The following is a 12,489-nucleotide window of genomic DNA, read 5'->3' on the forward strand; positions in this document are numbered from 1 at the left end:
ACATTGCAAAACGGTCGCTTGATCGTATTGCAATAAAGCAGGCTGCCCTCGGTGAGCGAGGGACAGGGGATATCGGCATCCGGCCCGTCAGAGGCTGGAGCGGATGGAAACGGAGGGAACGGATGCAATACCAAACCATAGGCAATCTGCGCGCTGCGGCCTCGCCGGCGGCGATCTTGATGGGGGCGATGCTGTTCGCCGCCCCCGCTTTCGCCCAGGAGGCGGAGCAGGCCGCGACGGTCGACGAGGTCGTCGTCACCGGCATTCGCGCCTCGCTGGCCAGCGCGCTCAGCGAGAAGCGCCGCTCGAACACCATCGTCGACGTGATCAACGCCGAAGACATCGCGGACTTCCCCGACGCCAACCTGGCGGAATCCCTGCAGCGGATTCCCGGCGTGTCGATCGACCGTGAAAACGGCGAAGGCAATTCGATCTCAGTGCGGGGTCTGGGGGGCGACTTCACGCGGGTTCGGCTGAACGGCCTCGAAACCCTGTCCACCTCGGGCGCCAGCAACGCCGACGGCGCCCTGCGCCGGGATCGCGGCTTCCAGTTCAACACCTTCGCGTCGGAACTGTTCAACTCGCTGAAGGTGCAGAAATCGGCTGACGCCCAAACCGACGAGGGCTCTCTGGGCGCGACGGTCGATCTGATCTCGGGCCGTCCCTTCGACTTCTCCGAGCGTCGTCTCGCCCTGACGCTTCAGGACGCTTATTACGAGAACGGCGGCGAGCACAGCCCCCGCGTCGCCCTGCTGGCGTCCGACCGCTGGACCAGCAAGATCGGCGAGTTCGGCCTGTTGGGCTCGGTGGCCTACAACGAACGTAAACAGGTGATCGACAGCTATTCGCGTCAGGTCGGCTCGTTCGACTACGCCTATCGCGGCGCGACCTTCAACAACGTCGGAACGAACGCAGCAGGCGATCACCAAGGCTTCGCCCTGCCCATCGGCACCAATCCAGCCACCGCCCTGCCCCGCGTCACCAATCCGGAAGCGATCAGCTATCTGATCGGTTCGGACCCCGAGGCCTACGCCCTGATCAACGGCGGCGGCACCAAGGGATCCCTGGTCCGCATCCCCGCCTTGGCGACGCTGAACCACCGCGAGGTCGATCAGGATCGTCTGGGCGTCACCCTGTCGGGCCAATGGCGGCCGACGGATCGCACGACGATCAACTTCGACAATCTCTATTCGAAGATGAATCAGACCTCGACCAATTACCAGATCGGTCCGGTCGGTCTGAACCGCAACAACACCAACGGCAACCGCACGACGACGGCTTTCAGCTACAACACCCTGCCGACGACCAGCTCGAGCAACAACAGCTACAACAACCGTCGCGGCGCCTACGCCAACTGCACCGCCCAGGCGGCCACCGAGTTCCGCGACTCCATCGATTGCGGCCAGTCGCTGTACGGCTCCACCCCGATCTTCACGACCGCGCCGGGCGCCACCAACCAGACCCTAGCGGCGGGTGTCGGCAGCTTCAATCCAAACAACCTTGACGTGTACGACTATTATAACCAGCCGACGTCGGTTGGTTATGTGTCCCACCCCCGGTACATGGCGATGCGGGGCGCCTTTATCGGGCGGCCGTCGGTAAGGCTGATCGATGCGGGGCTGAGCGAGACGGGGGACAACGCCAACTATCTGGTGCTGGGCAATGTCGATATGCGTTCGGCGGTGGATCAGGGCGCATCCACCACGGAATTCCGTCAGAACTCGATCAATATCGAGCATGATTTCAGCGACAGGTTCCACATGTCGCTGCTGGTCGGCGACTCCGAGTCGACCAACGACAACATCGGCCTGCTGGCGGACTTCATCCGGCTGGATTCCGGTCAGGGCGTCGCTGGAAACGACTATTTCGTCTATGACGACCGGGCGGGCGGCGACATGCCGTTCATCGACTTCGGCTTCGACGTCGCCAATCCGAACAGCTGGGACTTCGTCAAGGGCTACTCGGCCCTGCGCGCCTTCCGCACCGTCACCGAAAACGGCTACCAGACGGCCAAGGCCGACTTCCGCTGGGACTATAACGACCAGGTCACCTTCCGCTTCGGCATCGGCAAGCGGAAGTTCGACTTCTACTACACCCGCTACGAACGCCTGATCTCCGACACCATGAACCCCAGCCTGCTGGAGGGGGTGAACACCGGACTGGCCCAGGCGACCACGGTCGGCCAGATGGGCCAGGTCGTCAGCTGGGGCGACGGGCTGGACGTGCCGGACGGCATGCCCACCTCCTTCTTCGCCCCGAACCTGCAAGCCTTCCAGAACCGCTTCGGCTTCGACTGCGATTGTATCAACGAGTGGGGCGACTGGCGCCTGTCGGATCTGCGCAACGGCGGCGTCAACACCTTCTGGGTCGATGAGGACAGCCTGTCCTACTACGGCCAGATGGACTTCGACCTGGCTCTGCCCATCGGCGATTTGCGCGGCAACGCGGGCCTGCGTCGCGCGGAAACCAGCGTCGATGCGCGCGGTCGTTCGCCCAGCGGTCGGGCGATCAGCAACGAAAACGAATACAACGACACCCTGCCCTCGCTGAACCTGGCGTGGGAGGTCAACGACAAGCTGATCGTCCGCTTCGCCGCCGCCAAGGTCATGTCGCGGCCGCAGATGATGGCGCTGCAACCCGGCGTCACAGCCTTCACCGTCCCGGTCGGCGTCGCGGGCGCGGCGGCCGAGTTCGACGGCTCCAACGCCCAGATCACCCTGGGCAACACCAAGCTGAAGCCGTTCCGCGCCACCAATCTCGACTTCAATGTCGAATGGTATTTCGCCAAGGACGCCCTGCTGTCGGTCGCCTATTTCCACAAGGAGATCGAGAGCTTCCCGCAGGTCGTGCTACGTGAAGGCAAGCTGAGCGACATCTTCGACGCGGAACAGATCGCCAATCTGCGCGCCGCCTATGATGGTCTGGTCGATCAGGCCTCGGACAGCCGCCGCGCCTATATCGACGCCGATCGGCCCTTCATCCTGCGCCAGTATGACGACGCGCCGGGCGGAACCCTGTCCGGCTTCGAAATCGCCTATCAGCAGAACTTCACCTTCCTGCCGGCGCCCTTCGACGGTTTCGGGCTTCAGGCCAACTACACCAATATCGAGTCCGAGCTGGAGTACATCCTGGACCCGGCGCGCAATCTGACGGGCACCGCCCCCTTCCTGGGCGCCTCGCCGGAATCCTTCAACGCGACGATCTTCTATGAAGTGCCGCGCTGGAGCGCCCGCGTCTCGGCCGCCTACCGCGCCGCCTATCAGACCACCTATCCGCTGGCGGCGGGCGGCTGCGATCCGGGTCAATGCGACTCTCCGCTGATCAATGACTTCATCGGCTCGAACGAGACCCTGAACGTCGATGCGGCCTTCACCTACAAGGTGACGGACAATGTGACCCTGACGGCCGAGGCCCTGAACCTGACGGACCAGAAGGACGAGCGCTGGGCCTATCAGGACGATCCCGTGGTCAACAGCTACGGCAGCACCGGCCGCCAGTATTTCGTCGGCGCCCGGTTCGTCTTCTAAGGGCCATCACCTTCTCCCAAGGGCTGTAACTCAGGGGCGTCGGCGCATCGGCGCCCCTCATTTTTTAATGAAGCCGGAATGAGTCCCATGAGCCCGCGCCGTCTGATCCTGACGTCAGCCCTCGCCCTGGTCCTGTCCTCAAGCGCACTGGCTCCAGCCGTCGCTGCAACCCCGGCCGACACGCCCGCCTGGGGCTCGCAGGTCGTGCGGCTGGCCCCGGCTTGGTACGGGTCTGACGCCGCGCGCCAGATGGCGGCCACCGTCATGCTGCACCAGTCAGCCCAGGGCGGATGGCCCAAGAACACAGACCTGTTCGCCCCGCCCCGCCCGGACGCCGACCCGGGCCTGGCCAACACCATAGACAACGACGGCACCACCCTGCCGCTCGACTTCCTGGCGCGTGTCATCAGCGCAGGCGACGCCGGCGCCAAACCCGCCTTCGACAGGGGCCTGGACTATCTGTTCGAGGCCCAATCGCCGAGCGGGGGCTGGCCCCAGTTCTATCCGCTGCGCGGGGGCTACTACGACCAGATCACCTATAACGACGACGCCATGGTCCACGTCCTGCGCCTGTTGCAGACGGTTGCAGAGGGTCGATCGCCTTACGGTTTCGTCGATGCGACGCGACGCGCCCGCGCCGCCGAGGCGGTTCAGGCGGGGACAGCCCTGATCCTGAAAACCCAGGTGCGGCGGAACGGCCGCCTGACCGCCTGGTGCGCCCAGCACGACGCCGTGACCTTCGAACCCGCCTGGGCCCGCCGGTTCGAACCCCCGTCGCTTTCCGGGAATGAAAGCGTCGGCATTGTCCGCTTCCTGATGAGCATCGACCACCCCTCGCCTGAAGTGATCGCCGCCGTCGAAGGCGCCGTGGACTGGTTCCGCGCCGTGGCCCTGCCGGACCTTCGCGTCGAGACCATCGAGACCGACGGCAAGCCGGATCGGCGCGTCGTCGCGGCCCCCGGCGAAGGCCCTCTGTGGGCGCGCTTCTATGACCTCCAGACGGACGCGCCGATCTTCATGGGCCGGGAATCCATCGCCCGCGCCAGCCTGGCCGAGATCGAACAGGAGCGCCGCGCCGGCTACCACTATGTCGGAACCTGGCCCGCCGCCTTGATCAATGTTGATTATCCAGCCTGGCGGACCCGGCTGGGCCTGACTGCTCGTTAGAGGGCTTCGGCCGTAACGGTCATGGCCAGGTTCAGGCTTTCGCCCGGCAGCAGACGCGCCAGGCCGCCTTGCTCGCCGGGGGGCGCATTCAACACATCCGGCCGATGGGTCACCGGCTCCACGCAGAAATAGTCCTCGCCGACGGGAGCATAGACCTGCGCCCATTCCGCGCCGCCTCCGCCGCGTAGAGTCACACGCCGCCCACCGCCGTCCATGACCGCCTGTCCATCCCAGCCGGCATAGGCATGATCGACGAAGGGCGCATCGGCCAGGGCCAGTCCGCCGCTCCAATCGACCACCGCATCGGGCGGCGCCAACCGCTCAGGGATTTCGCGCGCATCGGTCAGCCACACTCCCTGAGCCGACAGGCTTAGGCGGCAATCTGTGGCCTTGTGGAAATAGGGGTGCAAGCCCAGGCCCGCCGGCATGACCGCATCACCGGTATTGGTCACCGAGAGGGCGATCTCCAGTCCCGCGTCGGTCAGCCGAACCGTCTGCCGCGCCCGCCACGGCCAGGGCCAGCCTGCGCCGTCCGCATCAACTTCACCCGGCCAGTCCAGGACCATCTCAATGCGGTCGTCCGAGGCCGCCTCGACCGTCCAGGGGTTCAGCCAGCCATCGCCGTGCAAGGCGTGGGGTGCGAACCGATCCAGGGCCGTCAAACGCTCGTCCCGCCCCTCGAAGGTGAAACGCGCGTCGGCGATGCGGTTCGCATAAGGGACCAGCGGAAAACAGGCCGTCTCCAGCATGTCGGTCGCACCGTCGGGCGTCGGGCGGAACACCGGCTGTCCTCGCCAGTCCAGGCTCAGGATCGCCCCGCCCTGCTCGGGCGCCACGGTGGCGCGCCAATCCCCGGCCGTCAGCGTCAGCAGGCTCACAGCTTGATCTTGTTCTGCGCCAGGCCAGGCGTCTCGACCCGCACCCGGTAAAGCCCGCCCAGGGTCGGCTGGTCGCCGCGCTTGTCGGCGTTCCCCAGCCAGGCCGTGGTCATATAGAGATCGCGCAGATCCTCGCCGCCGAAGGCCGCCTTGGTCACGGTCTGGACCGGAACCTCGATCTTGCCGATCCGCTCACCCTCAGGCGAAAACTTCGCCACGCCCCAGCCGTTGAACAGGCCGACGTGCAGGACGCCTTCGGAATCCATGCTGGGTCCGTCGGCGTAACCGTCGTCGGTCACGGCGAAGACCCGCCGGTTCGACAGCACCCCGTCCTGATGGTCGAAGGCCAGAACCGTCTTGGCCAGGGTGTCGTGGTGATACAGGATCCGGCCGTCGGGGCTCAGGCACGGCCCATTGGTCACGCCATACCCGTCATCGTGCAGGCTCAACTCACCCTGGAACCAGCGATAGAGGGCCCCGGTCTGAACCTGTTCGCTGTCGTCCATCGACCCGAACCACAGCGAGCCGTCCGGCGCGACAAAGCCGTCGTTCAGCCGGTTCTGCGGCCGATCCTGCTCGACCGGCTGGATCAGGGTGAAGACGCCCGTCTCGGGGTCGAAGCGGTGCAACCCGCCCCGAACCCCGCAGATCAGGGAACCGTCTTCCGCCGGAAGGGCGAAACCGGTCTGGTCCGGCGTATCCCACGAAACGGTCTCACCGTTCGCGGGCGTATAGCGGTGCAGCTTGCGACCCTTGATGTCGACGAACCACACCGCCTTGCGCTCGGCGTCCCAGACGGGGCCTTCGCCCAGCTCCGCCTGGATATCCCAGACCAGTTCAACACTCATAGATCAGCTCGCCGAGTAGGAGGTCTTGATCTGGGTGTAGAATTCCACGGCGGCGAAACCCTGCTCCCGCGAACCGTAGGAGGACTTCTTCGATCCGCCGAACGGCACGTGATAATCGACCCCGGCGGTGGCCAGATTGACCATGGTCATGCCGGCGCGGGCGTTCTTCTGGAAGTCGCGCGCGTATTTCAGCGACTGGGTGACAATGCCGGCCGACAGGCCGAACTCGACGCCGTTGGCGACGGCGAGCGCCTCTTCATAGCTGGCGACGCGGATGGTCGAGGCGACGGGGCCGAAGACCTCTTCGTTGTTGATCCGGGCGTCGGCGACCGTGTCGGCGATCAGGGTCGGCTGGACGTACCAGCCCGGCTTGTCGAGGTTCAGACGCTCGCCGCCGGTCACGATGCGGCCGCCGGCCTCCTTGGCGATGTCGATGTACTTGTACGAGGTTTCGCGCTGGGCCTCGCTGACAGCCGGGCCCATCTGGGTGTTGGAGTCCAGGGCGTCGCCGACGCGCAGGGCCGCAACCTTCTCGCCCAGCGCCTTCACGAAGCGGTCGTGGATGCCGTCCTGAACGATCAGGCGGCTGGAGGCGGTGCAGCGCTGGCCGGTGGCGAAGAAGCTGCCGTCCAGGGCCACGGCGACCGCGCGGTCCAGATCGGCGTCGTCCAGCACGATCAGCGGGTTCTTGCCGCCCATCTCCAGCTGGACCCGGGCCTGACGCTTCATCGCGCCCTCGGCGACGCCGGCGCCCACGGCCTGCGAGCCGGTAAAGCTGATGCCGTCGATGCCGGGATGGGCCACGATGGCGCGGCCGACGTCGCCGTCGCCGATGACCATATTGACCACGCCCTTGGGCAGGCCGGCCTCATGCAGGACGGCGATCAGGGCCTCGGCCGTGGCTGGGGTCGGGCCGGCGGGCTTGATGACGACCGTGTTGCCGAAGGCGATGGCCGGGGCGATCTTCCAGGCCGGGATGGCGATGGGGAAGTTCCAGGGGGTGATCAGACCGAACACGCCGACGGCCTGACGATAGGTCTGGATCTCGACGCCCGGACGGGTCGAGGCCAGGTTCTGGCCGTGGACGCGCAGGGCCTCGCCGGCGAAATATTTCAGGATGCGCGCGGCGCGCATGGTCTCGCCGATGCCTTCGGGCAGGGTCTTGCCCTCTTCGCGGGCCAGCAGCCGGCCGATCTCGGCGGCGCGCGCCATGATCAGCGACCCGGCCTTGTCCAGCACGTCGAAACGGACTTCCGGCGAGGCGTCGGACCAGCCGGGGAAGGCGGCGCGGGCGGCGGCGACGGCTTGATCGACCTCGGCCGCCCCGCCCTTGGGCGTGCGGGCCACGACGTCGCGCGTGTCCGACGGGTTCAGGCTTTCGCCGGCAAGCGCGCCGGAGACCTTTTCGCCGCCGATCCAGTGCGAGAGTTCAAGCGTGTCGGTCATGGGATGTCCTTTTCATAAGGCTGACGGGCGGCGGGGGAGCGCCGCCCGTCTCGGGGAGATAGGTATGGACGGGCCGGAAATCAGCCCGTCATGTCTTCCAGTTCACGACCGCGCGTCTCCTTGACCCAGGCCTGGACCAGGAAGAAGGAGATCAGGGCGCTGACCGAATAGAAGCCATAGGTGACGACCAGACCCAGATTGGCGGCCATCCAGGGGAAGCTGACCGAGATGGCGAAGTTGGCGATCCACTGGGCGAAACCGGCGACGGCCAGGGCCGAACCGCGCATCTGGTTGGGGAACATCTCGCCCAGCATGACCCACATGACGGGGCCCCAGCTGAAGTTGAAGAAGACCACATAGGCGTTGGCGGCGATCAAGGCGATCAGGCCGGTGTTGTCGTCCAGGTGCAGCGAACCGTCGATCAGGGCGGCGCGCGAGAAACACCAGGCCACGACCGCCAGGGTCACGAACATGCCGGCCGAACCGATCAGCAGCAGCGGCTTGCGGCCGATCTTGTCGATCACCGAAATGGCCGCGAGGCAGGCCGCGATCGACAGGACGCCGGACAGGATGTTGATCTGAAGCGCGTCATTCTCGGAGAAGCCGACCGACTGCCACAGCACGGCGCCGTAGTAGAAGACGATGTTGATGCCGACCAGTTGCTGGAACACGGCCAGGATCAGACCGGCCCAGACGATGGGACGCACCGTACGGGTCGTCGGGTCCAGCAGGTCCGAGAATTTCGGCTTGTGGTCGGCGACCAGGGAGGCGCGGATTTCCTGCACCTTGCGCGCGCCGGCGCCGGCGCCGAACAGCTTGGACAGCACGGCCTCGGCCTGGGCGTCCTTCTTCTTGGCCACCAGGTAACGCGGGCTTTCCGGGATGACCAGCAGAGCCAGCAGATAGATGGCGGCCGGGATGACCTGCAGCCAGAACATCCAGCGCCAGGCCGGGAAGCCCAGCCAGAAGTCGGCCGTCGATCCGCCGGCGGTCTTGGCCAGGACATAGTTGGCCACGAAGGCGCCGGTCAGGCCGGTGATGATCATGATCTGCTGAACCGACGACAGCCGGCCGCGGATCGAGGCCGGGGTCACTTCGGAAATATAGGCCGGCGACAGCACCGAGGCCGCGCCGACGCCCAGGCCGCCGATGAAGCGGGCGATGATGAAGTGGGCCGAGGTGTCGGCCGCCCCGGCCCAGAAGGCCGAGATGATGAACAGGACCGCCGAGATCTGCATCACCGTGCGACGGCCGATGGCGTCGGCCAAACGTCCGGCGATGAAGGCCCCGCAGGCGCAGCCCAGCAGAATGGCGCCGACATTGAAGCCGGTGCCCAGGTCCGACAGGTTGAAGGCGGCCTCCAAACCGTCCTGGGTGCCGTTGATGACGCCCGAGTCATAGCCGAACATGAAGCCGCCGATGGTGGCGACCGCCACGATCAGGGCGATGAAGGCCATGTTGACGCGGTCATCCCCCGCGATATCCGGGCCTGAGCCCCCCGTTGGTCCTGCCATTTCGATCTACTCCCAAAGAGCCCGTCTGACGCGGGCGTTGAACATCGCAGAAAAGCCTAGCGCCAGCCTGCGTCCACGAAATACTCGTGGCCTGTAATCAAACGTGCGTCGTCCGAGGCCAGGAACAGGCCCAGCGCGGCGACATCCTCGGGCTGAAGCCGACCCGGCAGGCACTGGGCCGCCACGATCTCGGCCTCGCCTTCGGGCGTGTACCACTTCATCTGGCGCGGCGTCTGGACATTGCCCGGCACGATACAGACCACCCGCACCCCGTCCCCGCCCAGCTCGCGCGCCAGGGCGCGGGTCATGCCCTCGATACCGGCCTTGGCGGTCTCGTACAGCGACAGATCGGGAAGCCCCAGGTGCCAGCTGATCGAGCCGAGATTGATGATCACCCCCCGCCCCTTCTCGCGCATCCCGGCCGCGACCGACTGGGCGGCGAAATAGAGGTGACGCAGGTTCACATTGATGCGGTTGTCCCAATACTCGGGCGTGACCTCGGCCAGCGTATGACGGTCGTCATTGGCGGCGTTGTTGATCAGGACGTCGATCGGACCATGGGCCGCGATCACGTTCGCCAGACAGGCTTGCAGAGCGGCGACGTTGGTCAGGTCGCAGGAATGGAAGACGGGCGCCGGCGAAAGCGCCGCCAGCGAGGTTTCCAGTGCGCGCGAATCCGCCTCGGCGATGTCGAGAAACACCACGCGGGCGCCCTGGCGTGCGAAGGCTTCGGTAAAGCCGGCGCCGATGCCGGAACCGCCGCCGGTGACGACGACCAGACGGTCCTTCAGCGACGGATAGACGGCGCGACTCATACCGAGACTCCCAGCAGGCCGCGACCGGCCAAATTACGCATCAACTCGACCACCCCGAACCGCCAGGCCGGGGCCTGGTCGCAGGTGGCCACGATGTTATCGAGCACGCCCAGCTTCTCGGAAGAGACGCGGACCCGGTCGCCGATCTTGTGGGTGAAGCCCTTGCCCGGCGCGTCGCGATCTTCGATCGGCGCGAACATGGTGCCCAGATACAGGGCGAAGCCGTCCGGATACTGGTGGGCGCTCAGCGTCTGACGCACCAGTTCCTCGGGGTCGCGACTGATCAGCCGCATCGAGCTTTCGCCGGTCATGACGAAGCCGTCCGTGCCCTCGACCTCCAGCCGGACCGTCGCGGCGCGCACGTCGTCCATGCTGAAGCCGTCGTCGAACAGACGGATGAAGGGGCCGATGGCGGCGGAGGCGTTGTTGTCCTTGGCCTTGCCCAGCAGCAGGGCCGACCGGCCTTCGATGTCGCGCAGGTTGACGTCATTGCCCAGGCTGGCGCCGACCGGACGGCCGGCCGGATCGCAGATCACGACCACCTCGGGTTCCGGGTTGTTCCAGGCCGAGTCCGCGCGAACGCCCACTTCGGCGCCCCAGCCGACCGAAGCCAGCACCGGGGCCTTGGTGAAGATCTCGGCATAGGGGCCGATGGCGACCTCCAGATACTGGGACCACAGGCCTTCGGCGATCAGTTGGGCCTTGACCGCTTCGGCCTGTTCAGAGCCGGGCCGCAGATCCTTCAGATCACCGCCGATCCGGTCGAGAATGGACTGGCGAACCGCATTGGCGGCGTCGGCGTCGCCCCGCGCCCGCTCCTCGATCACGCGCTCAAGAGCAGAGACGGCGAAGGTCACGCCGGACGCCTTGATGCACTGTAGATCCAGAGGCGACAGCAGGACGAGATCCGCCTGACCCGCCGCGTCCCAGGCCGTGGCGAACGACAGGTCGTCCAGCGCGCCCAGATCAACGCCTTCGACCCGATCCAAGCCGTTGCGCGCAACCGCCTCGGCCGTCGTCGCGACCTGGCCCGAGATGTCATAGAGGCGGCCCCCGCGGGCCAACACCGGCGAAGGCCCGGCCGGGGTCATGATCCGTCCCAGCAGGCGCGCGTCGCGCCAGTCCGCCGGCAGGTGTGCAACTAGATTCAAAATCGTCCCCCCCTTCCACACTCTACGATGTGGTAGCGCTACCATCTTGCATCGCAAACGCCCTGTCAATCGGAAGGCGGCGACGTGCTCTCGCGAAGGATCATTTCATGGGCGACGGGGCCGGAATTCTCGCCGCCGCGCCCCAGTATGATGGCGGCGCGCCGGGCCATGGCCGCGACCGGTTGGCGGATCGTGGTCAGGCCTGGCCAGACGCTGGCGGCCAGATAGGTGTCGTCGAAACCCACAATCGAAACGTCGCGCGGCGTCGACAGGCCCGCGGCGTGCACAGCCGCCAAAGCTCCTGCGGCCATGTCATCGTTGCTGGCGAAGATCGCGGTCGGGCGACGCGCCTGCGCCAGCAGACGGCGTCCAGCTTCGAACCCGGACCGATAGGTGAAGTCGCCCGGTTCGACCTGAAGCACCGCGCCCTCCACATCGTCGACGGCGGCCTGCGCGCCGCGACGTCGATCCTCGCTGGCGCTCTGGTCTTCCCGGCCCAGGATGAAGCCGATCACGCGATGGCCCATATCCAGCAGATGTCTCGTCATCTGGTGGGCCGCGCCGACGTCGTCCACCTTCAGCGAGACCAGATCTTCGCTGGCGGCCGGTGCGGCCAGGACCACGGCCTTCATCCGACTTTTGGCGATGGCGTCCAGGGTGGCCCGCGATTCGCCCAGCGGCGGCGGCACGATCACCCCCTGCGCGCCCCCCGCGCTCAACCTTTGAACCGCCTCCCGCTCTTCCTCCGGCGCGCCGGCCTGCGACGGTTCGATCAGCAGCAGAAGACCGACCGACCGGGCGCCCTCCAGAGCGCCCGACAGGACCTCGGCCAGATAGGCGTTGGACGGGTTGGCGTACAACAGGCCGATCCGCCCGGCCCCGGCCCGCGCCAGAATGCGGGCCGCGGGATCGGGGACGTATCCGGTCTCGCGAATGATCTGCTCGACCCGCGTCCGTGTCGCCTCGCGCACGCGGGCGTCGCCGTTGACCACACGCGAGACGGTCATCGGCGATACGCCGGCCAGGCGGGCGATGTCGCCCATGGTACGATTGCGGCCCTGGCCGATCTTGGAAGTCATCTTTGCAACACGACCACACCCAGGGCGCTCATGTCCAGCACCCGGACGATGGTCGGCGCATCCG

At 66.5% G+C, this 12,489-nt stretch carries 9 protein-coding genes; 2 read left to right on the top strand and 7 right to left on the bottom strand.

Annotated features, from left to right (window positions below; translation table 11 throughout):
- The first annotated feature begins 122 nt into the window (after positions 1-122).
- Both OU998_RS10970 and pelA read left to right on the top strand, forming a co-directional pair.
- On the top strand, positions 123-3,527 hold the full coding sequence (locus OU998_RS10970) for a TonB-dependent receptor domain-containing protein (RefSeq protein ID WP_267513515.1): 3,405 nt from the start codon (positions 123-125) through the stop codon (positions 3,525-3,527).
- Between the two features lie 87 nt (positions 3,528-3,614).
- On the top strand, positions 3,615-4,694 hold the full coding sequence (pelA, locus tag OU998_RS10975; protein ID WP_267513517.1) for a pectate lyase: 1,080 nt from the start codon (positions 3,615-3,617) through the stop codon (positions 4,692-4,694).
- On the opposite strand, the gene OU998_RS10980 is transcribed toward pelA, so the two are convergent.
- The 7 genes from OU998_RS10980 to OU998_RS11010 form a co-directional block, all read right to left on the bottom strand.
- On the bottom strand, positions 4,691-5,572 hold the full coding sequence (locus OU998_RS10980; RefSeq protein ID WP_267513518.1) for an aldose 1-epimerase: 882 nt from the start codon (positions 5,570-5,572) through the stop codon (positions 4,691-4,693). The genes pelA and OU998_RS10980 overlap by 4 nt on opposite strands.
- On the bottom strand, positions 5,569-6,420 hold the full coding sequence (locus OU998_RS10985; RefSeq protein ID WP_267513519.1) for an SMP-30/gluconolactonase/LRE family protein: 852 nt from the start codon (positions 6,418-6,420) through the stop codon (positions 5,569-5,571). Before OU998_RS10985 ends, OU998_RS10980 begins: the two co-directional genes overlap by 4 nt.
- Positions 6,421-6,423: 3 nt before the next feature.
- Positions 6,424-7,866 carry an aldehyde dehydrogenase family protein gene (locus tag OU998_RS10990; RefSeq protein ID WP_267513521.1) on the bottom strand — a complete coding sequence of 481 codons (1,443 nt, stop codon included), beginning with the start codon at positions 7,864-7,866 and terminating at the stop codon, positions 6,424-6,426.
- Between the two features lie 80 nt (positions 7,867-7,946).
- The gene (locus tag OU998_RS10995) at positions 7,947-9,380 is read right to left on the bottom strand and encodes a sugar porter family MFS transporter (RefSeq protein ID WP_267513523.1); all 1,434 of its coding nucleotides are present in this window, start codon (positions 9,378-9,380) and stop codon (positions 7,947-7,949) included.
- A 56-nt stretch (positions 9,381-9,436) separates the two neighbouring features.
- Positions 9,437-10,195 (bottom strand): SDR family NAD(P)-dependent oxidoreductase, encoded by a 759-nt coding sequence (locus tag OU998_RS11000; RefSeq protein WP_267513525.1) that lies wholly within the window; start codon positions 10,193-10,195, stop codon positions 9,437-9,439.
- A complete protein-coding gene (locus OU998_RS11005) occupies positions 10,192-11,346 on the bottom strand; it encodes a fumarylacetoacetate hydrolase family protein (protein WP_420709729.1) in 1,155 nt (384 codons plus the stop codon). Before OU998_RS11005 ends, OU998_RS11000 begins: the two co-directional genes overlap by 4 nt.
- A gap of 65 nt (positions 11,347-11,411) precedes the next feature.
- Positions 11,412-12,425, bottom strand: a complete 1,014-nt coding sequence (locus tag OU998_RS11010; RefSeq protein ID WP_267513526.1) for a LacI family DNA-binding transcriptional regulator — start codon at positions 12,423-12,425, stop codon at positions 11,412-11,414.
- Positions 12,426-12,489: the final 64 nt, after the last annotated feature.

Origin of the sequence: Brevundimonas sp. SL130 (genome assembly GCF_026625805.1) — a bacterium.
Taxonomy (GTDB): domain Bacteria; phylum Pseudomonadota; class Alphaproteobacteria; order Caulobacterales; family Caulobacteraceae; genus Brevundimonas.

Excerpts from the sequence above, each read along its gene's own strand:
- OU998_RS11000 (WP_267513525.1), bottom strand. The coding sequence starts at position 10,195 with ATGAGTCGCGCCGTCTATCCGTCGCTGAAGGACCGTCTGGTCGTCGTC.
- OU998_RS10990 (WP_267513521.1), bottom strand. The coding sequence starts at position 7,866 with ATGACCGACACGCTTGAACTCTCGCACTGGATCGGCGGCGAAAAGGTC.
- OU998_RS11010 (WP_267513526.1), bottom strand. The coding sequence starts at position 12,425 with ATGACTTCCAAGATCGGCCAGGGCCGCAATCGTACCATGGGCGACATC.
- OU998_RS10995 (WP_267513523.1), bottom strand. The coding sequence starts at position 9,380 with ATGGCAGGACCAACGGGGGGCTCAGGCCCGGATATCGCGGGGGATGAC.
- OU998_RS10985 (WP_267513519.1), bottom strand. The coding sequence starts at position 6,420 with ATGAGTGTTGAACTGGTCTGGGATATCCAGGCGGAGCTGGGCGAAGGC.
- OU998_RS10970 (WP_267513515.1), top strand. The coding sequence starts at position 123 with ATGCAATACCAAACCATAGGCAATCTGCGCGCTGCGGCCTCGCCGGCG.
- pelA (WP_267513517.1), top strand. The coding sequence starts at position 3,615 with ATGAGCCCGCGCCGTCTGATCCTGACGTCAGCCCTCGCCCTGGTCCTG.